Raw genomic sequence first — 26,068 nt, 5'->3', positions numbered from 1 at the left:
CTGCTGTATTTATTAATAAAAATAAAAAGCTATGTTCATCCTCCCTATTTATGGAGGTTATATGACTCAGGAAATCACGCTAACATGTTATTCGCTGCCTGCGGCCCCCGGACTGGATAACATCAAATTTGAAAAGGGGCGCGAGCACGACCGCCAGGTGCTGGGATTTATTCTGCCAGCGAATACGCAGCTGCAAATCCGCCAGCCAAATAACAACGCCGGTAACGCCAGACTCCGTCTGCTGTGCAATGACTCAGCGTGTGAGAAATCGCTTACGCTGAACGGCAACTGGCAAACGATCAGCACAACGGTCGATTCCGTTCCCTTTATTGATACCCTCTTTTTTGCGCAGGGCGGCGAGTTTTCGGTGATCTACCGACAGCCAACCAGCAATAAAAATTTGCCACACTGGCGTAAGGGGCAATCCGAAGACGCTTTTTTCCAGACCTGGGAAGAACAGGCGTCGCCTTTTGCCCTGCTGGAACTGGACCGCGTGCGTTTTCTGCTGCCCTGGGCGGATCGCGCTAATGTCATCAACGCCGGTATCACCGCGCTGGATGCGTACTATACGCGAGTGATCGACGCCTATAATGACTGGACTGGTCTCAGCGATAGCCCTGCTTCGCCGCTTAATCAAAATGTCGCTAACCGCTATTTTATTAAAGCGGATAAACACGGCGTCGGCGCGGCTTATTATCTCCCCTGGTGGTGCGCGCAAACGGCTGCAACATTAAGCCAGGGGTGGATCGATAATGTCGCCACGCAGTGGACGATTCTGCATGAAATCGGTCACGGCTATCAGGGCGTCTTTATGAATGACGTCGACCTGCCAGTCGGTGAGGTGTGGAACAACATTTACGCCGCGTTTTTCCAGCAGCTTAATCTGAACCAGGGGAACCATCTTTATACCGACGGCTGGCTCTACAATTACGGACGGCAGTCTGAGCAGGAATTGCAATTCATTACCTATCTGCGGAATCGCACGCCGGTTAGCGCCTGGGGCGTCCGCCCCCGCCTGCAATTTCTGATGCTGATGTTATTTAAAGGCGGAACAGAAGCCTTCCGGGTGTTTAACCAGAACTACCGCGAGCTGGGTGCTGACGAAAACTTTTTGCCCTGCGAGCATCGCCTGACCGATCTGCTGGCGGACGCCATCGCCACAGCCTCAGGTTATGACGTCGCGCCGTTTATTCAGCTGTGCGGCTTACCGGTCGATGCGTTCACCCGCGAGCAGATCGCCGCACAGGCGGTAAAACCCGTCTGGCCGCTTTACGATCTGCTGCCGGAGCGCGAATGGGAAAGCGCGCGCCAACAGTTAGGGCTGGACTCTTTTGTCTGGCTGGTTGAAAACGCCGAGCTGGCGGCGCTGAACAAAACGGGAACGCTCACGCTAACGCTGAATATCGATCAGCCGGAGCAACTTTATGGACGCGTCTTAACGCTACACGACAACGCCGGCAGCACATATACATTGCCCGTCAACGACAGTACGCTCACGTTAACTCCCCTGCCCATTGGCATTTACCATCTCACCCTGCCCAAAGGGCGATCGCAGAAATACCGCCCGGACACGGACTATGTGGTTATCCGCGAAGGGGAAAACGCACTTACCGTTAATTTCACCGCCTTGCAGGACAGCGCCGCGCATAACGAGCAGTTGATTTTCCTCGGCTACGGTGACATGCCCTTCGCCCGTTTAGCCGTGGATCATGAGGCCAGACAATTAGTTCTGGATATCACGAACGCCACGCCGCACAGCTACTTCGCGAATACGTTATACGCCAGCATAACGGTGTTAACCGCCAGCGGCGAAAAGGTTTTTGAACGTAAGATGAACGGAACAAACTGCGCCACCGGAAAAATTGTGGTGCCGTTTAGCGACCACTACCACCTTTATCTTTATCATGCCGAGCCTGGCCGCCTGAAAGCCTCGCCGGGCTATCTGACATTGGTCTCGTCGACGAAATATCAGTTACTGCGTCTTGATAGCGAAGGGCTTTATCATTTTTCGCTCAACAACGATCCTGTCGCAGATCTCCAGGCTATGTTCAGCCATCGCGCAGATGCTATCCGCGCCTGCCCTTTATTAATGGCGCAACCTTATGCCGCTTGCAAAAACGATCTCTGGCTGATGCTCTCCCACATTGAAGAGCCGACCCGTAGCGCGTTAATGCGCGACAGCGTTGATGTGCTGCCGGCGGATAACAGCGAGCCGGGCGAAGGCATCGGTAAAGGCGTGACGTTGCAGTTACGCGGACAAGGCGACAGAACGTTTTGCCAGCTTGCTTACGATAATCGGCAACAGCGCATGACAATAGAAACACAGGCCGATCAGCCTCATCCTTACTATACCGCGACATACAGCACGCTCACGGTGAAGGAGGAGTCCGGCGAGGTTATCTATAGCCGTCATTATGATGGCATCACCCACTATCCAGCCGATAGCGATACGGTTGTTTTGCAAGCGGGAATGTACATTGAGCTCTTCCATGACGAACCTTACCGTTGCAGCGCCATCAATGAAACGACCGGGCAAAACGTCACGCTGAAAAAACACAACCGCTGGCGCGTGGTGAGCGATGGGCTGGAGGTCGACTCACCGGAACAAACGGAAGAGAAAAATACCTCCGATGCTGCCGCATTATATGGCGATAAATTCAGCTGGCAGCTTATTGGCAAGGAAGAAAATGGTTTTGCCAGTATGGAAATAGACATCCGTGCGCAACAATTTATCTTTACCGCATACCCAATTGCGCCGCATAGCGACTTCGCAACGGAATATGCGGCAGTGACGATTTATAATACGCGCGGTACGGTGGTTTACCGTCAGTCGATAAAAGGTTCGGTGCAGCTTGGCGGCTATACTGACGTCTGCGGGCTGGATGAGGATTATACGATTGAGGTCTTTCATGCCGAGGGCGCAGACCAGTCGGTTATCCGCAACCCGCTCAATGGCGAAAGCTGGCCGCAGCCGCAACACGTGATCTGGCAGGTCACGGCGCGGGGATTGCAGCGCCTGACCACGAATTAACCCCACCCCATCACAGCGTCTTCGGGCGCTGTGAGATTACGTTGTCGAATGGCGGTTTTGCCTAATCCGGCCTACTACTTCGCCCAAGTCCCCTGGTCTGGTCAGCGAAGCGCCGCCGGACTTAACGCTGTTCATCCAGTTGTAGCGCCACATACAGCAACAGCCGATCGTCAAAATTTCCCAAATCCAGCCCGGTCAGTTCCGAAATACGATTTAGCCGATATTCCAGCGTGTTACGATGAATAAACAGCGCCTTAGAGGTCGCCAGCGGCTGGACATTATGGCGAAACCACGCCGTCAGCGTCCGACGTAATAATCCGTTGTTATCCATCGCTTTGAGTTTTACCAGCGGGCGCGCCAGCTCATTGGCCTGCCAGCCGCCACGCAGGCTATCTAACAGAACCGGCAGCATCAAATCCTGATAAAAATAGCTGCGGCTTTCTGGCATCCGCTGTTTGCCGACCATCATCGTGGTGCGCGCCGTGCGGTATGAGCGTGCAATACTGCCCGGCCCGGTAAAGTAATTGCCCAGCGCCACGCGAAAACGTAGCTGACCATTCTCTTTCATTCGCGAGATAAGCTGCTCTACGCGCTTACGATGATCTTCAGCATCCCAACGACCAAACGAGTTTAAAGCGGGTTTGAGCACCACCATCTCGGTGAGAGACACAATGGCTATCAGGTTGTTACGCTCCGGCGTGGTAAGCGCATTCTGCAACTGCTGAAGTTCCGCCATTGCGCTATCGACGCCAAGCTGGCCGCTATCGACTTCCACCACCGCCGCCACACGTGGCTGGTTCAAATCGATCCCCAAACGCTGCGCCCATTCCACCAGCGCCGGCGTATTTTCTTCGGCCTGAATCAGGTTCATCACCAGCTCTTCGCGCAAACGGCTATCCTGCGCCAAAAGGTGCATTAACCGCGACTGCTCCAGCATCATTTCGGCAGTCATACACACCAGTTCGCCATATTTACGCAGATGCTCTGGTTCGCCGGTGAGACCGATCACGCCGACAATTTCGCCCTCAAGGCGTAAGGGAAGATTAATCCCCTGACGTACCCCGTGCAGGTGTCGCGCCACGGCGTCGTCGATATCCACAACCCGGCCCTGCGACAGCACTAACAGCGCGCCTTCGTGCAATTCACCAATACGTTCCCGATCGCCGCTGCCGATAATACGCCCGCGGGCATCCATTACGTTGATATTGGTATCGATGATGCGCATAGTGCGCGCCACGATATCCTGCGCCATTTTGGTATCAAGATGCCAGCCAGCCATAAATCCCTCCTGTGAGCAGAGCACAAGCATAAGGAAGATGACAAGTCTCGACATTGTGCAAATGCACAAAACGGTGCAAATAAGTATGGAGTTGTGGGGGGTTTCACAGAAAAGTGTTGCCCCCTTCCATGGCGGAAGGGGACAAAGGTGATTACTGCATCAGCAAATAAATAGAACTATCACCACGCTGAATATTCAGCGCCAGCACCGACGGCTTGCTGTCGAGAATTTTACGCAGCTCGGCGATATTTTTCACCGGCTGCTGGTTAGCGCCGATAATGACATCGCCTTTTTTGAGGCCAATTTGCGCGGCGGGTGAATTCGCTTTCACGCTGCTCACCACAACGCCTTTATCCTGGCCTTTATTGCTCATTTCAGCGCCTTCAATCCCGCTGAAGATGGTGCTGGAATCAACCTGACTCTGGCTGCTCTGCTGCAGTTCCAGATTAACCGTAATCGCTTTACCTTCACGCAGCAGACCGAGGCTGATTTTGCTGCCGACCGGCATAGTGCCGACCTGAGCGCGCAGCGCCGCAAAGCTGCTGATCGGTTTACCGTTCAGCGAGGTAATGACATCCCCGGCTTTGATACCCGCTTTCGCCGCGGACGAATTCGGCATCACCTGGCTGACGAACGCGCCACGCTGGGCGTCGACTTTCATCGCTTTCGCCAATTCGGAATTCAGCTCAGTCCCCATGATCCCCAGTTCGCCGCGTTTCACCTGGCCGTATTCCACCATCTGCGACGTCAGGTTTTTCACCATGTTACTGGGGATAGCGAAGCCGATACCGATGTTGCCGCCGTCCGGCGCCAGAATCGCGGTGTTAATACCGATCAGCTCACCGTTCAGGTTCACCAGCGCGCCGCCGGAGTTACCGCGGTTAATCGCGGCGTCGGTCTGAATAAAGTTCTCGTAATTTTCTACGTTCAGGCCGCTACGCCCCAGCGCCGAAACGATACCTGACGTCACCGTTTCGCCCAGACCAAACGGGTTACCAATAGCGACGGTATAATCCCCCACGCGCAGCGCGTCGGAGTCCGCCAGCTTAATCGCCGTCAGGTTCTTCGGATTCTGAATTTGAATCAGCGCGATATCAGAACGTGGATCTTTGCCCACCACTTTAGCATCGAATTTACGTCCATCGCTAAGCTGTACTTTAATCACGCTGGCGTTATCAACCACGTGGTTGTTGGTAACGACGTAGCCCTTTGCGGCGTCAATAATTACGCCGGAGCCCAGCGCCATGAATTTCTGTTGTTGACCGCCGTTGCCGCCGTTACCGCCGCCCTGGCAGAACGGAGAATTCTGGAACGGAGAACCGTCCTGGCAGAACGGGGAGTCATCGCCAAAGAACTGCTGGAAATTACGCGGCATACGCGGCGTATTCACCGTGGTGCTACCTTCTACATTAATACTGACCACCGATGGCATCACTTTTTCGAGCATCGGTGCCAGGCTTGGCATCTGCTGGGCAGTCATTGCTGAAGAGGACGTTTCAGCCGCCGTGGCAGACAGAGGCGACAATGCCAAACCTAAACTCAGAGCCAGTGCACTCATTGCTAATGTGGTTTTTTTCATGTGTTTCAATCTCGATTAACAGGTAACGCAAAATTGCTGTGTACGTCAGATTCATTTTATAACGCGAAGTTCCGGAACAAAGTTTCTGGAAAAAGTAAAAATTTATTGTCCATCTTTACAAAAGTCCATTTACTGTTCGACCGCCATCAAACGCCGATATTCATCCCATGCGTAAAGGTCAGTCATCCCGCTGATATAATCCTGAATCAACCGACAGCGATAATAATATTCCAGTACCGGGTACTCCGCCGAATCCGTAGGTAATTTACTGACGACTTCCACGTAGGCCAAACGATGGCGCGTAGAAAGTTTCTGAAATAAGCGCGATTCTATGGGGAAGCGTTTCAACCGTTCTTTTTCCACCAGCTCGCGAAAGTCGTTAAGCGACAAACTTAATAGCGGCTGATAGATATCTAATAACCCGCTGATCACCCGGTATCCCTGTAGTTCAAGCTGTTCTACATCCGGATGGCTAAACACATGTTCAACCGCCACATTCTTATAGAGTTCAAGCAGGCGGCTAAAACCGCTGGCATCTTCCAGCAACGCCTGATTGAAGGTACCGGCAAAAATCTGCGGCAAATTATCAATAAAACGCTGAGCGGCATAGGGCACCAGTTTATTTAATGTATTTACCCGTAAATACATAAAAAACTGATCTTCGGTACTGCGGCTTAATGTATTGGCGCGTGATTTTTCCCACGCATTTCCTACCACCAGCTCAAACAGCGAATCCTTCTCATGGTGGCCCCACGCGTGATATAAATGGTGGTAAAGCTGCTCAACGCTAAAGATTCTTTTCTCTACCGCGTCTTCAAGATCGGCAACACAATAAGAAATATCATCTGCGGCTTCCATAATCCACGTTAATGGAAAGCGACTGTAAGGCGCTAACTGCAGTTCTTTACGTAACCTCGCAATATACTTCTCTTCAGAAAGATAATAGCCCGGTTTCTTCATTAAATAGCGATGGGAATCCGGCACCGGCCCTCGCCACCATGCCGGACGGGTATATTTTAAAATTCCGCCAACCTGCGCCCAGGTAAGATTCATCCGCATGAGCGTATGTACCAGACGAATTCCCTGTGCATTGCCTTCAAAATGGCAGATATCCTGACGTACCTTGCGGCGAATATCGTTCAGATTTTCTTCGCCTTCCTGTAACCGTAGCGAGGAAACCACACAGCGATCATGCGTGAGCGGCTGACTTTCCGCATCTTCCGGATGCAGCCGCTGACGAAACCAGTCATTGATCGCCGCCTCGCCAAAATGACCGAACGGCGGATTACCGATGTCGTGCATCAGGCAGGCCATTTCCACAATACTTTCAAAGGGACCGGTCAGCGCATCCAGACCGTACTCCTCCAGTCGGTTTTGCTCTTTCAGGCGGCTTAAAATCTCTTTCGCGATATAACGCCCTACCTGCTGCACCTCCATCGAATGCGTCAGGCGAGTACGCACCGCGGCATTGCGCTCCAGCGGGAAAACCTGCGTTTTTTGCTGCAAACGGCGTATAGCCGGAGAGTTGATAATCCGCCCGCGATCGCTTTCAAAAATCCGCAGGATCTCATGTTCCGTCTTTACGCCCTGCGGTGAACGATAACGACGATGCCAGTTAATTTTATTTCGGAAATCGATCGATGCCATATCCTCTCCCCGCCTGAGAAATGCGCTTCCCCATAAGCGCATGATAAACTATGCCCTCAAAACTGACTTATCGCGAGTAAATCTATGAAAATCGGCATCATTGGCGCAATGGAAGAAGAAGTTACGCTGCTGCGTGACAAAATTGACAACCGTCAGACGATTACTCTGGGCGGCTGCGAAATTTACACCGGCCAGTTGAACGGCACCGAAGTGGCGTTGCTGAAATCTGGTATCGGTAAAGTCGCGGCGGCGCTGGGCGCAACGTTGCTTCTGGAGCACTGCAAACCGGACGTGATCATCAATACCGGTTCCGCAGGCGGTCTGGCGTCCACGCTGAAGGTCGGCGATATCGTCGTCTCTGACGAAGCGCGTTACCACGACGCTGATGTGACCGCTTTCGGCTATGAATACGGGCAATTACCGGGCTGTCCGGCCGGATTTAAGGCCGATGATAAACTGATCGCCGCCGCGGAATCCTGCATCAGAGAGCTGAATCTGAACGCGGTACGCGGCCTTATTGTTAGCGGCGACGCGTTTATTAACGGCTCCGTCGGGCTGGCAAAAATTCGGCATAACTTCCCCGACGCGGTCGCCGTAGAGATGGAAGCCACCGCTATCGCACACGTCTGCTATAACTTCAACGTGCCGTTCGTGGTGGTACGCGCTATTTCTGACGTGGCCGATCAGCAATCGCACCTCAGCTTTGACGAATTCCTCGCGGTGGCGGCGAAACAGTCGACTCTGATGGTCGAGACGCTGGTACAGAAACTGGCGCATGGCTAAGCAAATGTTCAGGGCGCTGGTCGCCCTGCTGCTTACGCTCCCGGTGTGGCTTTACGCTGCGCCGCGCGTCATTACCCTCTCTCCCGCCAATACGGAGCTCGCTTTTGCCGCCGGGATTACGCCCGTTGGCGTCAGCAGCTATTCCGACTACCCGCCCGAAGCGCAAAAAATAGAACAGGTCTCTACCTGGCAGGGAATGAATCTGGAACGCATTGTGGCGCTGAAGCCGGATCTGGTCGTCGCCTGGCGCGGCGGTAATGCGGAACGCCAGGTAAACCAACTGACGTCATTAGGTATTAAGGTCATGTGGGTGGACGCGGTAACCATCGAACAGATCGCCGACACGCTCCGTCAACTGGCCGCCTGGAGCCCGCAGCCGGAAAAGGCTCAGCAGGCAGCGCAGACATTGCTAAACGAGTACGCCGCGCTCAACGCCGAGTATGCCGGTAAAGCTAAAAAGCGCGTCTTTCTTCAGTTTGGCATGAATCCTCTGTTTACCAGTGGTAAAGGGTCTATTCAACATCAGGTTTTGACGACCTGCGGCGGAGAAAACGTCTTTGCTGACAGCCGCGTGCCGTGGCCGCAAGTCAGCCGTGAGCAGGTGCTGGCAAGGCATCCCCAGGCTATTATCGTGGCCGGAAAAGCGGGCGAAATTCTCAAAATTGAACAATACTGGGGAAACCTGCTAAAAATTCCGGTTATTCCGCTTAACAGCGACTGGTTTGAACGCGCAAGCCCGCGTATTATCCTCGCCGCAAAACAACTCTGTAATGCGCTTTCACAGGTGAATTAGAGCCTGTCTTACCAGGCTCCCAGTGGGGATTCGACAATGCTCGTCTATTGGCTGGATATTGTAGGCACGGCTGTATTTGCTATCTCTGGCGTGTTGCTGGCCGGGAAATTACGTATGGACCCGTTCGGCGTCCTGGTGCTCGGCGTCGTTACTGCCGTCGGCGGCGGGACAATCCGCGATATGGCGCTGGATAACGGCCCGGTATTCTGGGTTAAAGATCCTACCGATTTGGTCGTCGCCATGGTCACCAGTATGCTGACCATCCTGCTGGTTCGCCAGCCAAGACGTCTGCCGAAATGGATGTTGCCGGTACTGGATGCGGTCGGGCTGGCGGTGTTTGTCGGCATTGGGGTGAATAAAGCCTTCCTCGCTGAAACGGGGCCATTAGTGGCAGTCTGTATGGGCGTGATTACCGGCGTCGGCGGCGGGATTATTCGCGATGTTCTGGCACGCGAGATTCCCATGATCCTACGCACCGAAATCTATGCCACGGCCTGTATTATCGGCGGGATTGTTCACGCCACCGCGTTTTATACGTTTTCAGTACCGCTGGAAAGCGCCAGCATGATGGGTATGGTCGTCACGCTGTTCATTCGGCTGGCGGCCATTCGCTGGCATTTGAAATTGCCGACGTTTGCACTGGATGAAAACGGACGTTGATATTGTTTTGCCCGATGGCGCTACGCTTATCGGGCCTACAGGAAAGATGTTGTAGGCCGGATAAGACGCTCGCGTCGCCATCCGGCACAACGAACAGCAATCAAATGCTGAAGGAAGAGCCACACCCGCAGGTACTTTTCGCATTCGGGTTGGTTACAATGAAGCGGGAACCTTCCAGACCTTCGGTATAATCCACCGAACCACCCACCAGATACTGCAAACTCATCGGGTCAACCACCAGGCCAACGCCCTGTTTTTCGATGGTCATATCCCCTTCGTTCACCTGATCGTCAAAGGTAAAACCATACTGGAAGCCGCTGCAACCACCGCCGGTGATATACACGCGCAGTTTCAGATTCGGATTATCTTCGTCAGCGATAAGACTTTTTACTTTATTCGCTGCTGCGTCGGTAAACTGCAGCGGCAGCGCTACGTCATCACTCATATTTTGCTCCAAACGACATCGGTAATTGGATAAATTTTCACCCAATATTGGCAGTCATTATCTAATACCCTGGTAATTCGTTCAAGTATTCTCGCCCGCAGGCGCATTCTGGTTTTTCGCCGCCTGTTCCGCATCCTGCTTCGCCAGAGTGCGCGCCAGGATGGTTGAGTATAACGGTTTCCCGCCCAAAAACTGGGCTAATAGTGTCGCGCCAAGACAGGTGATAATCATTGGCAAAATGAGCTGGTAGTTATCGGTCATCTCCAGCACCAGCACAATCCCCGTCAGCGGGGCGCGCACCGACGCCGCCATCAGCGCCCCCATCCCGGCAATCGCAAAGGTACCGGCCTCCAGGTGATACTGCGGAAAAAGCACTGCCGCCGCCATACCGAAGGCCGTACCAAGCAGCGTTCCCAGCGCCAGCATCGGGGCGAAAATGCCCCCCGGCGCGCCGGAAGAAAAGCAAAGCAGCGTCGTGACCACCCGGGTAATAAAGATGAACAGCAGTAGCCCGACGCTAAAATTACCTGCCGCGGCGATAGGAATAAGGTTAAATCCGCCGCCTGCCGCTTCCGGCTCAATCAACCCCAGAATACCGCACAGGCCGCCGATCGCGCCGCCCATAAGCACCCATTTTTTAATTTCGCCGCCATGAAAGCGCTGAAACATATCCTGGGTACGCAGCACCAACGAATTAAATACCGGCCCGACGCAGCCAAAAATAATACCGAGGATAAGGTATAACCACAGCGTGTTAACCGGCGCATCAGACAGTTTGCCGACTTCAATAATCGGCGCTTCGCCGTTAAATATGCGGAACACAATGCTCGACATGATGACGCCGGTAAACACCGCTTTAATCGAAATCAGGTTGTAGCGAAACTGCGGGCGCATCTCTTCAATAATAAACAGGATACCTGCCAGCGGCGCGTTAAACGCCGCAGAGAGCCCCGCCGCCGCGCCGGTCGCCAGCAACGTATGCCGCGCTTCGGCGCTGCGCATACGAAAAACATCCAGCACCATGCGCCCCAGGTTGCCCCCGATTTGTACCGTTGGCCCTTCGCGCCCTAATACCATTCCTGCGCCCAACGTCCCCATCCCGCCGATAAACTTCACCGGCAACACGCGCCACCAGCGCACCGGACGTAACTCCTCCAGCGCGCCTTCAATTTCCGGGATACCCGAGCCGCCGGCTTCCGGCGCAAATTTTCGTACCAAAAAGTAGCCGACCATCGCCAGTAACGCCGAAAGGATAAAGGCCAGCGGCCAAAGCAAAAACGCATGGTCCGCGACCTGAACCAGCGCGCCAATGCGCATGTTTTGTACCCAGGAAACCGCCTTTTCAAAGGCGACGCCAACCAGTCCGGTAAGCGTGCCGACAACGGCCGCCATGAACAGGATGGCCAGCGGCGTTTTATCCCGCTGCATTAACCGGCGAATCTGATCTCTGCGCCGTAAGCGCACAATTTGCTGAGCTAAAAAGGTGGAAGTGTCTGTTTTCATCAGAAGATCATTAATTGGTAATACAAATCTAAAGTCGGCATTCTACTCGCCAACGCCGTGAAAATCCCCTGCAAATCGTATTGTTTCAAATGCGTAAAACTTTCATAACCTTCTCTGAATAACTTAGAATAGCGGGTATTCACTTTTTCTACGAACCAGGAATCTTTCCATGAGTAAGTCTGAAAATCTCTATAGCGCGGCCCGCGAGCTGATCCCCGGCGGTGTGAACTCCCCTGTTCGCGCCTTCACTGGCGTGGGCGGCACCCCGCTGTTTATCGAAAAAGCGGACGGCGCGTATCTGTACGATGTCGATGGCAAAGCGTATATCGACTATGTCGGTTCCTGGGGGCCAATGGTACTGGGGCATAACCACCCGGCTATCCGCAATGCGGTGATCGAAGCTGCGGAGCGCGGTTTAAGCTTCGGCGCGCCAACCGAAATGGAAGTGAAAATGGCGGAACTGGTCACCAACCTGGTGCCGACCATGGACATGGTGCGCATGGTGAACTCCGGTACCGAAGCGACCATGAGCGCTATTCGCCTGGCGCGTGGTTTTACTGGCCGCGATAAGATTATCAAATTCGAAGGCTGCTACCACGGCCACGCAGACTGTCTGCTGGTCAAAGCCGGTTCTGGCGCGCTGACGCTCGGTCAGCCGAACTCACCGGGCGTGCCGGCAGATTTCGCGAAACATACGCTGACCTGCACTTATAACGATCTGGCGTCAGTGCGCGCGGCGTTTGAACAATATCCGCAGGAAATCGCCTGTATCATCGTCGAGCCGGTGGCGGGCAATATGAACTGCGTCCCGCCGCTGCCGGAATTCCTGCCAGGTCTGCGCGCCTTGTGCGATGAGTTCGGCGCGCTGCTGATTATCGACGAAGTGATGACCGGTTTTCGCGTAGCGCTGGCCGGAGCCCAGGATTACTACGGCGTCGTGCCGGACCTGACCTGTCTGGGTAAAATCATCGGCGGCGGGATGCCGGTAGGCGCGTTTGGCGGTCGTCGCGATGTAATGGATGCGCTGGCGCCGACGGGCCCGGTTTACCAGGCGGGCACCCTTTCCGGCAACCCGATTGCGATGGCGGCCGGTTTCGCCTGCCTGAATGAAGTCGCCCAGCCCGGCATTCATGAAACGCTGGATGAGCTCACCACCCGTCTGGCGGAAGGTTTGCTGGAAGCTGCCGAAGAAGCGAATATTCCGCTGGTCGTCAACCACGTCGGCGGCATGTTCGGGATTTTCTTCACCGACGCTGAGAGCGTAACCTGCTATCAGGACGTGATGGCGTGCGACGTTGAACGCTTTAAGCGTTTCTTCCACCTGATGCTGGAGGAAGGCGTGTATCTGGCGCCATCGGCGTTTGAGGCGGGTTTTATGTCGGTCGCACACAGCATGGACGACATTAATAGTACTATTGACGCCGCGCGCCGGGTGTTTGCGAAATTGTAAAGGATGAATTGCCGGGTGACGATTACCCGGCCTACATTCTACGCCGTAGGCCGGATAAGGCATTTATGCCGCCATCCGGCAAACTCAGCGGCTCTGTTTACGTAGCAAATAGATAAAGTACGGCGCGCCAATAAAGCTTGAAAGCAGTCCCGCCGGGATCTGATACGGAAATAGCGCCATCCTGCCGCACCAGTCGGCAAAGACCAGTAAAACGCCCCCTGCCAGCGCCGAGATGACCATATGCGGCATCGTCCGGCGAAAACCGAGCATCCGCGCAATATGCGGCGCCATCAGTCCAACGAAACTCAGCGGCCCAATGGTCATCGTCGCAGTTGCCGTCAAACAAGCCGCCAACGCCAGCAGCGCGATACGCGACGGCGTAAGCGCCATGCCCACCGCGCGCGCGGCATCGCCGCCCAGTGGCAAAATCGTTAACCAGCGGCGACACAACGGCACAATTGCCAGCAAAATCACCATCACGATCGCGGTTCGCGTAACCTGCCCGCCAGTGGCGTTATAGGTAGATCCTGCGATCCAGGTCAACACTTCCGCCATCCGCGGGTCGCCGCTCGCCTGGAGCATCATTAGCAGCATGGTAAACGCGGTGCTGAGCGCCATCCCCGCCAGCAACATCCGTTGTGGCGAGAAACCGCCGCGTCCGGCGGCTAACATAATAATCAGCAGTGTCGCCGCCGCGCCCAGGCTTCCGGCGGGCAGTAGCCAACCGAAGGCATTCCCCGGCACCAAAAACAGCATCAACACCACGCCAAACGCGGCTCCGGAACTGATCCCCAGCACTTCCGGACTGGCCATTGGATTACCGGTCAGACGCTGAATAATGCAGCCCGCCACCGCCAGCATGACGCCCGCCATTAACGCCGCCAGTATCCGCGGCCAGCGCCACGGCATCAGTTCCTCAAGCAGCGTTCCGCTCGCCCACGTCCAGCCGTGCGCGTCGCGACCAAAAGAGAGCGCGACCCATGTTGCCAGTAGCAGGAGCGCGCCACCGGCAACGGCAAAAGCGAGGACATGCCGACGTTCCGCCGCCACACGATCGCTGGCGTTCATATCCGGCGTGCTCATGCTTTTAAGCCGCGGCAGCAGCCACAGGAGCAGCGGCGCGCCGATTAGCGCCGTCACTGAACCGGTGGAAACTTCCATCCATACGCGGGTGAGCCAAAGGATAATCTGATCGGATAGCCACAAAATAAGCGCCCCAATGAGCGGCGCCAGCATCAGGCGCGCCAGCAGACGTCTTGCGCCAAGCATTTTCGCCAGCAGCGGCGCAAACAGGCCGATAAAACCGATAATGCCCACCGCGTTGACCAGCAGCGCGCTCAACACAATCGCCAGCGACAGCGCCGCCAGACGCGCTAAAGACAGCGCCAGCCCCAGATTACGCGCAACGCCGTCATCCAGCCCCATCAGCGTCATCGGGCGTAACAACAATAACGTGAGCATCACACCGCCCAGCAACTGCGGCCACAGACGCTGCACGCCGCTCCAGTCGGTTTGCGTCAGCGTTCCGGTGCTCCATAAAAACATGCTTTGCAACTGATCGTGGTGGAAAATCACCAGTAACTGGTTGATTGCGCCACAATAGAGGCTAACCACCAGCCCGGCGAGGATCAGGGTCACTGGCGACAGACGTTTGCCCCACGCCACGCCGAACACCAGCGCGCCGACGATACAGGCTCCCGTCAGGGCGGCAAACTGCGTCGCCAGCGCGCCGGGAATCGCCCATAGCGTAGTCACCGTGATCCCCAATTGCGCGCCGGTCGCCACGCCCAGCGTGGTCGGTTCCGCCAGCGGGTTACGCAATACTTGCTGGAACAGGACGCCTACCAGCCCAAGCCCCGCGCCCACCAGCAGCGAAATCGCCAGTCTTGGCAACAGGCTGTAATGAAAAATCATCTGCTCAATGATGTCGATATCCGGTGACCAGATAGCCTGTTGCCACTGACTGCGCGGTAGCGCAACGGAGAAGTTACCCCATGTTAGCCAGCAAGCGGCAACAAACAGCGCCAATAACAGCAACGCCGGATGGCGGCTTCGCCTTATCCGGCCTACAAAGCGCCCGAACCGTAGGTCGGATAAGGCGCTTTTCGCGCCGCCCTCCGGTATTTCACGTTTTCTGCTCACGCTTTGCCTCCCAACACGTTATCCAGGATGCGGACAAAATGCATCGTGGAGAGGGTCGCGCCATAGAACCAAACGGCGGGCACCCGGTGAAAGCGCCCGGCGCGGACAAACGGCATGGCCTGCCACAGCGGCGTTGCCATCAGCGCGTTCATATCGGTGCTATTCCCGTGATCGAAGCAGATCACATCCGCTTCTTTATACATCGCCAGCCGATCGATGCTGACCGCCGTACTGCCCCAAAAGTTGGTTTCACCCTGCCAGGCATTGACAATGCCATACTCGTCCAGCACCTCCTGGAACAGGCAATTCGGGCCGAGCACCAGCATATGCCGTGGATCGATAAGCGTCGTCATCAGTAACGGACGCCCCCCGCGGCGGATAAAATGCGGCTTCTGGCTGGCGATGAAGCGATCGTATTGCGCCAGATGTTTTTCTGCCGCAGCTTCCAGATTCAGCGTCTGCGCCAGTTCAACCAGCGAGCGTCGGGCCACCGCCAGCGGCTTTTTGCCGTCGCTAAAATCGAACCCGCGCCCCGGCGCGATCCGCGCCAATTTTTCCGGCGAGGGTCCGTAACCTGCCGACCAGACCATAAACGACGGCTTCATCTCTGTCAGCAGTTCGAGATTGGGTTCAGTACGAAGACCCACATCAATCACCGAATCCGGCAACGGCGGTTCGCTAACCCACAGCTTATAATTTGGCACGTCCGCCACGCCATAAGGCGTAATACCGAGCGCCAGCAGCAGCTCAACCGGCAGCCACTCCAGCGCCACAATCCGGCGGGGATCGATAGCGGCAGCCTGCGCCGTATTCATTTGCCACAGCAGCGGCGAGAGCGCCATCGCCGTTAATAAACGGCGGCGAGTAAGAGGATATAAATCACGCATTAATACACAAAACTCACAGGTGCCGCGCCCGCTGGATGCGGAAGGATACCCATCGGGATACCGTAAATCTGCTCCAGCGTGTCACTGCGCATCAGTTCCGCAGGCGTTCCTTGCGCAATCATTTCACCGCCGCGTAGCGCGACTAAATAATCACAGTAGCGGGCCGCCATGTTGATATCGTGCAGCACCGCAACCACCGTCAGCCCGCGCTGCTGGCTTAAACGATGCACCAGCGCCAGCACGTCAACCTGATGGGCGATATCCAGCGCTGACGTCGGCTCATCCAGCAGCAGACAACGGCTGTCCTGCGCGACCAGCATGGCAATCCACGCGCGCTGGCGCTCGCCGCCGGAAAGACTGTCTACCAGACGATGCGCCAGCAGTTTTAAGCCGACCAGCGTAATCGCCTCGTCTACTTTTTCCCGGTCCGCGACGCCAAAGCGCCCCAGCGCGCCGTGCCACGGATAGCGGCCAATCGCTACCAGTTCGCGCACCGTCATTCCTTCCGCCTGCGGCAATTGTTGAGGCAGATAGGCAACTTTGCGGGCAAACGCCTTGCTGCTCCAGCTCGCCAGCGGCTGATTGTCGAGCAGAATATCCCCTTCGGAAGGCGGCTGATGGCGGCCCAGCATTTTTAACAGCGTGGATTTACCGGAACCATTATGGCCGATAAGTCCGGTGACGCGACCTGCGGGAAACGTTAACGAGAGAGGGTGTAAAAGCGTGCGGCCCGGCACACGAAAGGCGACGCTTCGCAGCGCAAAGGTGGTATCGGAATGAATGTGGTTTTCCTGCATCGCAGCCAACTTGTAAAACGGGCACGGCAAGCCGTGCCCAAAAAGAAATTAGAAACGGAAGGTTGCCGTTGCAACGACCTGACGTTCTGCGCCCCAGAAACAGCCGTAGGTCTGGAAGCAGCTGGCGACGTATTCGCGGTCGAGCAGATTATTAACGTTAACCGCAATGCTGGAGCCCGCCATACCAAAACGCGCCAGATCGTACTTGACGACCGCATCCATCACCGCTGCGCTGCCTACCTTGAAGCTATTGGCCGGATCGCCGTAACTGGAACCAATAAAACGACCGCCTGTTCCCAGCGTTAAACCTGACAACGGACCGTCGTTGAAGGTGTAATCGCCCCACAACGACGCCATGTGTTCAGGCACCTGCTCTGGCGTATTCCCTTTCAGATTAGTGTCTTTCGTGTATTCAGCATCAGTATAAGTGTAAGACGCCGTCATATTGATGTTAGCCGTCAATGCTGCTTTGGCTTCCAGCTCTACACCTCGCGCACGAATTTCGCCTGCCGGCACCTGCGCTAATGGGTTGGTTGGATCGGCGGTCAGGTTATTGGTTTTGGTCAGCTGATAAACGGCACCCGTAACAACAACCGGCATGTCTTTCGGTACATATTTCACCCCTGCTTCATATTGCTCGCCTTTTGACGGCTTGTAAGAAACGCGTGGGGTGCTCCACAAATCGAAGGCGCTTGGCTCGAAAGATTGGCTATAGCTGAAGTAAGGTGAAATTCCATTATCGAATACGTAGTTTACGCCACCGCGCCAGGTGAACTGGTGGTCATTACGTTCAATATATCCTTCTGTCGGCGTAGTGGAATTCTGACGCACCGTTGTCGCTTGTTTAGACCAGTCATAGCGGCCGCCGAGAGTAAATACCCACTTATTCCATTCCGCCTGATCCTGAACATAGAGGCCTGTTTGTTTACTTTCGTTCATCTGGTACGGCTCAGCGCCGCCGAAAGCAAAGTATTCAGGATGGTAATTGTTATAGAGATCGATTGACGGCGCGCTACCAAACGTCGCGTTAATATCATTACGCATACGCATGAAATCGACACCCGTCAGCAACGTATGATCAATATCGCCGGTCGCGAATTTACTTTCCAGTTGTGTATCTACGCTGAAATTCTGTAAACGCTCGTTGTCAACGATAGTACCGCGGTTAAGCGTATGGCCGTCCGCCGCAATCCCCGTGCCATAGACGCTTTTTTGCGCGGTTTTCATTTCGACAAAACGTAAATTCTGGCGCACGGTAAAAGTGTCGTTGAAGCCATGCTCGAAACTGTATCCCACCATTTTCTCGTTACGAGAATAGGTGTTGTTTGACGCCCCTTCATTGAAATCTGTTGGCAAGCGTTTACCATTCGGTAACGGTTCAACCGTTCCCTCTTTCGGCAGCCAGCCGTAGTAGCCGGTCTCTGGTTCGTTCTGGAAATAAGAAAGGAACGTAAAATTCGTTTTCTCATCAGGACGCCAGGTAAAAGAGGGCGCAATCGCATAGCGCTGCGACTCAGAACTCTTTTGCTGTTCGTTTGTCGAACGCGCCAGTCCCGTCAGACGATATGAGAACTCACCGTTGTCATCCAGGGAATCACTAAAATCAAAACCGGTCTGGAACAAATTGTCCGTCCCCATTTTGAATTGAATTTCTTTCAGCGGCTCAGTAGTCGGCCGCTTGCTAACCATCGAAATGATACCGCCCGGGTTGCTCTTACCGTAGAGAACGGACGTTGGGCCACGCATCAACTCAACACGCTCAAGCATGTAGGGATCAATAACCGCATCGTTGTAGAAGTTACCCTGCAATTTCAGGCCATCCAGATAGTTATTCTGGCTCAGGCCGACGGAAGAGAAGCCACGGATAATCACGAAGTCATAGGTATTGGAAGCGCCGCGGCTGCTTACCGTTACGCCCGGCGTGTAACCCAACGCTTCTTTTACTGACTGGAATTGATGCATCTGCATCTCTTCGTTAGTGACCACCGAAACCGACTGTGGCGTTTTTTCGATAGGTGTATCAGTTTTGGTGGTAGTGGCGGAACGCTTCGCGGCGATGGTCGGAGCCGGTCCCCAGGCGCTTTCCTGCGCGGCAGGCGCTGCGGTTACGGTAATGGTTTCTTCTTTCGGTTGAACCGCCGCCTGTGCATAGACAGACATGCCGCTAACCGCTGTGGCTACTACAACTGCGATTTTACGCAGTGAGGAGTTTGGCTGAGCAGTTTTAAGACGCGCCATTGGTATATCTCTGATGAAAGTGAATGATAACGTAAACGATAATTATTATTATAACCGCAGCATGATAGGCGAAATATCGTCGCAATGGCAAGCGATACGCGGCCCTACGAAAACTAAGGGGTTAAGAAACAACCAGATGAAAAGGAAGGGTTAATAAATTAGACTGAAATGTTATTTATAGGGGATTTGCCGGATGGCGACGTAAGCATCTTATTCGGCCTACGTCGCGCGTAATGGAGTCGTAACGGTGTAGACCGGGTAACCACAGCGCCACCCGGCACTATTACCGTGATTAATTGCCGCCGAACATCTCCTTAATCCAGCCGGCAACGCCGTCGCTCTTCTCTTCTTTCGGCGGCTGTTGCTGCGCAGGCTGTTGCGGCTGAGACGACTGATCGAACGGATTGCCTGACGGCTGCTGTTGCTGCATCATCTCGCCCTGCTGGCACAGCGTATTTGGATCGTCCGTCCAGACCGGCAGAGTGCGCATACCGCCGCTACAGACAAAATTACCGTCGTAATCAACGCCCATATCCACCACATCTTCCGGCGGCGTCAGAACTAAAGGCGTCGGCGTCTGGTTCGCCAGATAGCGCTGGTAAATCGCCATCGCGCCGCTGGCACCGTACAATTTCGTCGGCTGGTTGTTATCACGGCCTACCCAGGTGATAGTCACCTGGCTGCCGTCGATACCGGCAAACCAGGTATCGACATTGTTGTTTGTCGTCCCGGTTTTACCCGCCAGATGCAGACCCGGATATTTCGCGCCAAGCTGACGCCCCGTACCACGCTGGACGACCTGCTGCATTGTCCATAGCGTCAGGTAAGCCGCCTGTGCCGGTACGGCGCGTTCAGCTTGCGGATAACTTTGGTACAGCACCTTACCATCTTCCGCAATAACCGAACGCAGCGCTGATAACGGCGCGCGATTTCCGCCGCTGGCGATAGTCTGGAACGCTTGCGCCACTTCGATCGGCGTCAGGTTCAGCGCCCCTAACAGCATCGCCGGAACCGGATTGAGCTGATCTTTCGGCACGCCGAGCTTCGTCCAGGTATCGGTTACCGCCGGTAAACCTAACGCCATCCCCAGATTGACCGTCGGTACGTTCATTGAGCGAGTTAACGCATCCACCAGCATCACTTTCCCGCTTTCGCTGTAGCGACGATCGTCGTTCTGCGGCGACCAGACCTGACCATTCGGCTGGCGCAGAGAAATCGGCGCATCGGCAATCCAGGTGTTCAGACGGTATAAGTTCGGCTGACTTAACGCGGTCAGATAGGTCGCCGGTTTCGCCAGCGACCCGATGGAACGGCGCGCCTGCATGGCACGGTTATAGCCGGCATACTGCGGCTCCGCCCCGCCAACCATCGCGCGCACCTCGCCGCTAAAGCGATCCACTACCACCATCGCGGTTTCCAGATCGCTCAATTTACGCTGTTTCTTCAACGCCGGAATGCCTTCGACAACGGCTTTTTCTGCGGCATCCTGCGCCACGGAGTCAAAGGTGGTGAAGATCTTCACGCCGGAGAGATCTTTAATTTTATCCCCCAGCTTCGCCTGCAGTTCCTGACGAACCATCTGCATAAACGCTGGCTGCGGTGAAATAACGCCGCCGCGCGGCTGTACGCCAAGCGGACGCGCGCTCAGCATGTCATAGAGTTCCTGATCGATGATTTTCTGCTGCTGTAACAGGCGTAACACCAGGTTACGACGCTCCAGCGCCAGTTTCGGGTTGCGCCACGGGTTATAAATCGACGCCCCTTTAACCATCCCAACCAGTAACGCCTGCTGATCGAGGCTCAGTTCCTCTACCGGACGACCAAAGTAATACAGGCTCGCCAGCGGAAAACCGCGAATTTCATTGTCCCCGCTTTGACCGAGGTAGACCTCGTTCATGTACAGCTCAAGAATACGATCTTTACTGTAACGGGCATCCATGATCAGCGCCATGTAGGCTTCATTCGCTTTACGCCAGTATGATCTTTCGCTGGAGAGGAACAGGTTCTTCACCAGCTGCTGGGTTAGCGTACTGGCCCCCTGCACCGTGCGTCCCGCCGTCAGGTTGGCCAGCACCGCACGCCCGATAGAGTAAAGACTAATGCCATCATGCTCATAGAAATGACGGTCTTCCGTCGCCAACAGCGTATCGACCAGCAGATCCGGGAAACCGCTGCGCGGGACGAATAAACGCTGCTCGCCATTTGGCGAAGAAAGCATGGTGATAAGCCGCGGATCGAGACGGAAGAAGCCAAACTGGCGGTTGTTATCCAGATTGACGATGGTTTCCAGACGCCCGTCACTGAACGTCAGCCGCGCGCGCACCTGCCCTTCTTTGCTGTCCGGGAAGTCAAACGGACGACGGATCATCTCAATGCTATTGGCCTGCACGGTAAATTCGCCGGGACGGGTCATCTTCGTCACCAGACGATACTGCGTCGCTTCCAGCAATTTCACCATCTCGTTTTTGCTGACAGGCATGTCTGGCTCAAGGTTCACCATCCGGCCATATACCGCCGCCGGAAGCTGCCAGACCTTGCCATCAATACGGCTGCGGATTTTTTGATCCAGATAGACGCCGTAAATGGCGAACAGCACCACAAAAACGATAAACAGTTTTAGTAATAGCCACAGCCAGCCGCGCTTGCCACGAGGCTTACGCCCTTTGCCCTTACCTTTACGCGGCATCGGTTCTTCATCCTCATAGTCATCATCATAATCGTCGTCATGCTGCCGACGACGGCTCACCTTTTGTTTCACAGGACGTGACGGTTTCCCCTTACGTCCAATCGGCTCGCGGTCATTCCCCGCCATGCTTTTTCTCCGCAACATACAGGCGCAAAGGCCCGATTCTCTATTCTTCCGCCAGACGACAGAAGAAGAAATCTCTCAATTTACCCTTTTGCCGGATGGCGATTAACGCCTTATCCGGCCTGGAGGCAACGTATAACACGTCACGAATACTTCTTCGTGCGCCGCGTTGGGGCCGTATTCGCCGGATCGTCCGGCCAGACATGTTTGGGGTAACGACCCTTCATCTCTTTTTGCACTTCGCGATACGCCCCCTGCCAGAAAGCGCTTAAATCGCGCGTAATCTGTAGCGGTCGCTGCGCAGGCGAAAGCAGTTCCAGCACCAGCGGCACGCGGCCCTGAGCGATGGTTGGGGTCTTCGCTTCGCCAAACATTTCCTGCATTCTGACCGCCAGAGCGGGCGGGTTATCTTCATGATAACGAATCGTTATTCGGCTTCCCGTCGGCACAGTGTAATGCCCAGGCAGTTCACTATCCAGACGTTGCAGCATGGCATAGTCAAGCAGTCCCCGTAACGCCTGAGTCACATTCAGAGATTTCAGACTCCGTAACGACTGTACGCCTGTCATGTGCGGCAGCAACCAGTTTTCCAGAGTCGCCAGCAGCGACGCCTCATCCACGGCAGGCCAGTCATATTCCGGCAGCCATTTCGCCGCACAGTGCAGACGCAGACGGAACTGCTCCGCTTCCGGCGTCCAGTTAAGGACGGCCAGACCTTTATCGCGGATGCCGTTCAGCATCGCCTGATGAAGCTCCTCTTCAGACGGCTTCGCCAGTGGCTGAACGTTAACCGTCAACTGTCCAATACGCATTCTGCGCCACGCTTTCAACGTTCCCTGCGCTTCGTCCCATTCAACCGTGTCAGACTGGCGCAGTAAATCAGGACACGCCTGAATCAGCGAGGCAATATCCAGCGGCTGCGCCAACAATATTCGGGCGTCCGGCGAGGCGCTACCTTGCAGCAACAGCGGCGCGATCAGCCATTCATGACGTCCCAACGCGTCATCCGCATCTAGCATCGCGCCCATACCATTGGCTAACTGATAGCGCCCTTCCTGACCACGACGCCGCGCGATGCGGTCGCTAAACGCTCTGGCCAATAGCGGCATAATAAGCGCGCTATCCGGCTCGCCATTACGCACCTGCAGCCGTTTTAAAAGCTGCTGGCTACGCTGCTGCCAGCCCGGCTGTCGCCGCGAAAATAGCACGCTTAAATCCGTACCGCCGCCGCGCGGCGGGTCCTCAAGGATGGCCGCGAGCATGGCGGCGGTGGCGGCGCTATCGCCCTCGCCGGCGTTGACTAACATCGCCGCCAGGCGCGGATCGTTACCCATTGCCGCCATTTTCCGCCCCCGCGCGCTTAACCGCTCGCCCTCCAGCGCGCCTAACATCAATAATAAACGGCGGGCGGCCTGAAGATTCACCTCCGGCGGCCTGTCCAGCCAGAAAAGCGATGCCGGATCGTGACATCCCCACTGCAACACCTCCATCAACAAACCGGAGAGGTCGCTGTGTAAGATTTCCGGATCGCTTTGCGCCGCCGCCCGCTCCGCCTGTTCTTTTGCCAGCAGATGTAAACAGATACCCGGCGCCAGTCGTCCGGCGCGCCCCGCGCGCTGCGTCATTGACGCCTGACTGATACGCTGCGTAACCAGCCGCGTCAGTCCCGTTCGCGCATCGAATCGCGCCACGCGCTCCTGAGCGCTATCGACGACCAGACGAATCCCTTCAATCGTCAAACTGGTTTCGGCAATGTTAGTCGCCAACACCACTTTACGCATCCCGGCGGGTGCGGGAACAATCGCTTTGCGTTGCGCTTCCAGAGACAATGCGCCATACAGCGGACAAAGCAGGACATCACTCCCTACCCGCGACGCCAGATGTTCATGAACGCGCTGTATTTCGCCTACGCCGGGTAAAAATAGCAGCAGCGAACCGTTTTCATGGCGCAGCAGTTCCGCTGTCGCCATCGCGACGGCTTCATCAAAACGCAAATGCGCCGCGAGCGGCTGATAACGTCGCTCTACCGGGAACGCGCGCCCCTCCGAGACGATCGTCGGCGCATCAGGCAGTCTCTGACAGAGCCTGTCGTTATCCAGCGTCGCAGACATGATTAACAGCCTGAGATCGTCACGAAGCCCTTGCTGGATATCCAGCAACAGCGCCAACGCTAAATCCGCCTGTAAACTGCGCTCATGAAACTCATCCAGTATCACCAGCCCCACGCCGCGTAATTCGGGATCGCGCTGAATCATTCTGGTCAATACGCCTTCTGTCACTACTTCCAGCCGGGTACGCGGCCCCACGCAGCTTTGCGCGCGCATCCGGTAACCTACCGTTTCGCCAGGCTTTTCATTCAACGCTTCCGCCAGACGCTGCGCGACATTACGCGCCGCCAGACGACGCGGTTCAAGCAGGAGGATTTTTCCAGCAACCGGACCTTGTTGCAGGAGTTGCAACGGCAGCCAGGTGGATTTCCCCGCCCCGGTAGGCGCGGACAACAAAACCTGCGGCGCGGTTTTTAGGGCTGTCAACAATTCAGGCAATACGGCGGCAACGGGCAATGACGTCACAAACGGCTCCACGGGGTTAACTTTCTTTGCGCCGCATTGTAGCATCGTGTTAATCCATAACCGAGTATCCCTATGTCTGAGCCAAAACGGCTGTTTTTTGCGATTGACTTACCCGACGACGCGCGCACGCAAATTATCGCCTGGCGCGCCGCTCATTTTGCGTCTGAAGACGGACGCCCCGTCGCAGCGGCGAACCTGCACCTGACGCTGGCCTTTTTAGGCGACATCAGTAACGATAAGCAGCGCGCGCTTGCGCAACTGGCCGGACGAATTCGCCAGCCGGGCTTTACGCTACATCTGGATGACGCCGGTCAGTGGCTGCGTTCACGCGTGGTGTGGCTGGGGATGCGCCAGCCGCCGCGCGGGTTGTTGCAGTTGGCTAATATGCTGCGCGCGCAGGCCGCCCGCAGCGGTTGTTACCAAAGCCCGCAGCCTTTTCACCCGCATATTACGCTGCTGCGCGACGCCAGCCATACGGTGGCTATCCCGCAGCCGGGCTTTTGCTGGTCATTTCCGGTTACGTCATTTGCGCTTTACGCCTCTTCGTATGGGCAAGGCCGTACCCGCTATGCCGAGCTGCAGCGCTGGACGCTGGGCGAATAATAATGAAGGAATGTCGATGCTATTCTCCCCCCCTTTACAACGCGCTACGTTGATTCAGCGCTATAAACGTTTTTTAGCCGATGTGATCACCCCTGACGGTACGACGCTTACGCTGCACTGTCCTAATACCGGCGCAATGACCGGCTGCGCCACGCCAGGCGATACCGTTTGGTATTCGACATCAGAAAATACTAAACGCAAATATCCGCATACCTGGGAATTGACTGAAACGCAATCCGGCGCATTCATTTGCGTGAATACGCTGCGGGCGAACCAGCTAACGAAAGAAGCGATTCAGGAGAATCGCCTGCCGGCGCTGGCGGGGTACAATATTCTGAAAAGTGAAGTCAAATATGGCGCCGAGCGCAGCCGTATAGATTTTATGTTACAGGCAGATTTCCGCCCGGACTGCTATATTGAAGTGAAATCGGTCACGTTAGCGGAAAAAGAAAACGGTTATTTTCCCGACGCCATCACCGAACGAGGGCAAAAACATCTTCGGGAGTTGATGGGCGTTGCGGCGGCAGGTCATCGCGCGGTGGTGGTGTTCGCGGTGCTGCACTCCGCCATTACACGTTTTTCACCCGCACGTCATATCGATATAAAATACGCGCAGCTATTGAGCGAGGCTCAGAATAAAGGCGTGGAAGTTTTAGCTTATAAAGCAGAACTTTCAGCCCAAAAAATGGAACTGAACGAACCAGTACCCATAACGTTGTAGTGGAATAACAGCCTGATTATTAAGTATTCTGGCCGCGTGCGTAAATACGCTTTTCCTCACAGGGTTGTCAAGTGTTACGTTTAGATAATTGCTATCCGGAAAAGCATCTGCTATTTATAGCGACCTGA

At 55.3% G+C, this 26,068-nt stretch carries 18 protein-coding genes; 7 read left to right on the top strand and 11 right to left on the bottom strand.

Translation table 11 applies throughout. The features are described from left to right. Positions 1-61 precede the first annotated feature (61 nt). Positions 62-3,031, top strand: a complete 2,970-nt coding sequence (locus NA389_RS06970) for a putative mucin/carbohydrate-binding domain-containing protein (protein ID WP_000191150.1) — start codon at positions 62-64, stop codon at positions 3,029-3,031. Positions 3,032-3,152: 121 nt separating this feature from the next. On the opposite strand, the gene cdaR is transcribed toward NA389_RS06970, so the two are convergent. The 3 genes from cdaR to dgt all read right to left on the bottom strand — a co-directional run bounded on the left by cdaR (position 3,153) and on the right by dgt (position 7,536). Next, complete coding sequence (gene cdaR / locus NA389_RS06965; RefSeq protein WP_000929420.1) at positions 3,153-4,310, bottom strand: DNA-binding transcriptional regulator CdaR; 1,158 nt, start codon at positions 4,308-4,310, stop codon at positions 3,153-3,155. A gap of 151 nt (positions 4,311-4,461) precedes the next feature. After that, positions 4,462-5,889, bottom strand: coding sequence for a serine endoprotease DegP (gene degP / locus NA389_RS06960; RefSeq protein ID WP_000753958.1), 1,428 nt, complete (start codon positions 5,887-5,889; stop codon positions 4,462-4,464). A gap of 129 nt (positions 5,890-6,018) precedes the next feature. Continuing rightward, positions 6,019-7,536, bottom strand: a complete 1,518-nt coding sequence (gene dgt, locus NA389_RS06955) for a dGTPase (protein WP_000146450.1) — start codon at positions 7,534-7,536, stop codon at positions 6,019-6,021. An 84-nt stretch (positions 7,537-7,620) separates the two neighbouring features. Between dgt and mtnN the strand changes: the two genes are divergently transcribed. Genes mtnN through NA389_RS06940 form a run of 3 tightly spaced genes read left to right on the top strand, consistent with a single transcriptional unit; the run spans position 7,621 to position 9,772 of the window. Beyond that, a complete protein-coding gene (gene mtnN, locus NA389_RS06950) occupies positions 7,621-8,319 on the top strand; it encodes a 5'-methylthioadenosine/S-adenosylhomocysteine nucleosidase (RefSeq protein ID WP_000689822.1) in 699 nt (232 codons plus the stop codon). After that, the gene (btuF, locus tag NA389_RS06945; protein ID WP_001118843.1) at positions 8,312-9,112 is read left to right on the top strand and encodes a vitamin B12 ABC transporter substrate-binding protein BtuF; all 801 of its coding nucleotides are present in this window, start codon (positions 8,312-8,314) and stop codon (positions 9,110-9,112) included. The genes mtnN and btuF overlap by 8 nt, the downstream gene beginning before the upstream one ends. Positions 9,113-9,148: 36 nt before the next feature. Further along, positions 9,149-9,772 (top strand): TRIC cation channel family protein, encoded by a 624-nt coding sequence (locus NA389_RS06940; protein WP_000964234.1) that lies wholly within the window; start codon positions 9,149-9,151, stop codon positions 9,770-9,772. 100 nt (positions 9,773-9,872) lie between these two features. Here the strand turns inward: NA389_RS06940 and erpA are convergent, their stop codons facing one another. Then, positions 9,873-10,217, bottom strand: a complete 345-nt coding sequence (gene erpA, locus NA389_RS06935; protein WP_001278668.1) for an iron-sulfur cluster insertion protein ErpA — start codon at positions 10,215-10,217, stop codon at positions 9,873-9,875. 81 nt (positions 10,218-10,298) lie between these two features. Next, the gene (clcA, locus tag NA389_RS06930) at positions 10,299-11,720 is read right to left on the bottom strand and encodes a H(+)/Cl(-) exchange transporter ClcA (RefSeq protein ID WP_000845430.1); all 1,422 of its coding nucleotides are present in this window, start codon (positions 11,718-11,720) and stop codon (positions 10,299-10,301) included. A 169-nt stretch (positions 11,721-11,889) separates the two neighbouring features. Between clcA and hemL the strand changes: the two genes are divergently transcribed. Continuing rightward, the gene (hemL, locus tag NA389_RS06925; protein WP_000045251.1) at positions 11,890-13,170 is read left to right on the top strand and encodes a glutamate-1-semialdehyde 2,1-aminomutase; all 1,281 of its coding nucleotides are present in this window, start codon (positions 11,890-11,892) and stop codon (positions 13,168-13,170) included. A gap of 84 nt (positions 13,171-13,254) precedes the next feature. Here the strand turns inward: hemL and fhuB are convergent, their stop codons facing one another. From fhuB to hrpB, 6 genes are all read right to left on the bottom strand, one after another. Then, positions 13,255-15,294, bottom strand: coding sequence for a Fe(3+)-hydroxamate ABC transporter permease FhuB (gene fhuB, locus NA389_RS06920; protein ID WP_089082205.1), 2,040 nt, complete (start codon positions 15,292-15,294; stop codon positions 13,255-13,257). Positions 15,295-15,308: 14 nt separating this feature from the next. Beyond that, a complete protein-coding gene (gene fhuD / locus NA389_RS06915; RefSeq protein WP_001205358.1) occupies positions 15,309-16,199 on the bottom strand; it encodes a Fe(3+)-hydroxamate ABC transporter substrate-binding protein FhuD in 891 nt (296 codons plus the stop codon). Next, on the bottom strand, positions 16,199-16,996 hold the full coding sequence (gene fhuC / locus NA389_RS06910) for a Fe3+-hydroxamate ABC transporter ATP-binding protein FhuC (RefSeq protein WP_001157202.1): 798 nt from the start codon (positions 16,994-16,996) through the stop codon (positions 16,199-16,201). Before fhuC ends, fhuD begins: the two co-directional genes overlap by 1 nt. 48 nt (positions 16,997-17,044) lie before the next feature. Beyond that, the gene (gene fhuA / locus NA389_RS06905; protein ID WP_000113219.1) at positions 17,045-19,234 is read right to left on the bottom strand and encodes a ferrichrome porin FhuA; all 2,190 of its coding nucleotides are present in this window, start codon (positions 19,232-19,234) and stop codon (positions 17,045-17,047) included. A gap of 292 nt (positions 19,235-19,526) precedes the next feature. Next, positions 19,527-22,046, bottom strand: coding sequence for a bifunctional glycosyl transferase/transpeptidase (mrcB, locus tag NA389_RS06900; protein WP_000918126.1), 2,520 nt, complete (start codon positions 22,044-22,046; stop codon positions 19,527-19,529). A gap of 140 nt (positions 22,047-22,186) precedes the next feature. Then, positions 22,187-24,616, bottom strand: a complete 2,430-nt coding sequence (gene hrpB, locus NA389_RS06895; protein WP_024134619.1) for an ATP-dependent helicase HrpB — start codon at positions 24,614-24,616, stop codon at positions 22,187-22,189. A gap of 72 nt (positions 24,617-24,688) precedes the next feature. Between hrpB and thpR the strand changes: the two genes are divergently transcribed. Beyond that, complete coding sequence (gene thpR / locus NA389_RS06890) at positions 24,689-25,219, top strand: RNA 2',3'-cyclic phosphodiesterase (protein ID WP_001294184.1); 531 nt, start codon at positions 24,689-24,691, stop codon at positions 25,217-25,219. Positions 25,220-25,235: 16 nt separating this feature from the next. Continuing rightward, positions 25,236-25,940 carry a DNA/RNA nuclease SfsA gene (sfsA, locus tag NA389_RS06885; protein WP_000899412.1) on the top strand — a complete coding sequence of 235 codons (705 nt, stop codon included), beginning with the start codon at positions 25,236-25,238 and terminating at the stop codon, positions 25,938-25,940. Positions 25,941-26,068 lie beyond the last annotated feature (128 nt).

This window comes from Salmonella sp. NW645 (assembly GCF_051703725.1).
In the GTDB taxonomy this organism is placed as follows: Bacteria; Pseudomonadota; Gammaproteobacteria; order Enterobacterales; family Enterobacteriaceae; genus Salmonella; species Salmonella enterica.
Note: the sequence above shows the minus strand (reverse complement) of the source record. Positions and strands in the feature narration are given on the sequence as shown.

Coding starts and splice junctions, on each gene's coding strand:
- NA389_RS06970 (WP_000191150.1), top strand. CDS start 62: ATGACTCAGGAAATCACGCTAACATGTTATTCGCTGCCTGCGGCCCCC.
- cdaR (WP_000929420.1), bottom strand. CDS start 4,310: ATGGCTGGCTGGCATCTTGATACCAAAATGGCGCAGGATATCGTGGCG.
- degP (WP_000753958.1), bottom strand. CDS start 5,889: ATGAAAAAAACCACATTAGCAATGAGTGCACTGGCTCTGAGTTTAGGT.
- dgt (WP_000146450.1), bottom strand. CDS start 7,536: ATGGCATCGATCGATTTCCGAAATAAAATTAACTGGCATCGTCGTTAT.
- mtnN (WP_000689822.1), top strand. CDS start 7,621: ATGAAAATCGGCATCATTGGCGCAATGGAAGAAGAAGTTACGCTGCTG.
- btuF (WP_001118843.1), top strand. CDS start 8,312: ATGGCTAAGCAAATGTTCAGGGCGCTGGTCGCCCTGCTGCTTACGCTC.
- NA389_RS06940 (WP_000964234.1), top strand. CDS start 9,149: ATGCTCGTCTATTGGCTGGATATTGTAGGCACGGCTGTATTTGCTATC.
- erpA (WP_001278668.1), bottom strand. CDS start 10,217: ATGAGTGATGACGTAGCGCTGCCGCTGCAGTTTACCGACGCAGCAGCG.
- clcA (WP_000845430.1), bottom strand. CDS start 11,720: ATGAAAACAGACACTTCCACCTTTTTAGCTCAGCAAATTGTGCGCTTA.
- hemL (WP_000045251.1), top strand. CDS start 11,890: ATGAGTAAGTCTGAAAATCTCTATAGCGCGGCCCGCGAGCTGATCCCC.
- fhuD (WP_001205358.1), bottom strand. CDS start 16,199: ATGCGTGATTTATATCCTCTTACTCGCCGCCGTTTATTAACGGCGATG.
- fhuC (WP_001157202.1), bottom strand. CDS start 16,996: ATGCAGGAAAACCACATTCATTCCGATACCACCTTTGCGCTGCGAAGC.
- fhuA (WP_000113219.1), bottom strand. CDS start 19,234: ATGGCGCGTCTTAAAACTGCTCAGCCAAACTCCTCACTGCGTAAAATC.
- mrcB (WP_000918126.1), bottom strand. CDS start 22,046: ATGGCGGGGAATGACCGCGAGCCGATTGGACGTAAGGGGAAACCGTCA.
- thpR (WP_001294184.1), top strand. CDS start 24,689: ATGTCTGAGCCAAAACGGCTGTTTTTTGCGATTGACTTACCCGACGAC.
- sfsA (WP_000899412.1), top strand. CDS start 25,236: ATGCTATTCTCCCCCCCTTTACAACGCGCTACGTTGATTCAGCGCTAT.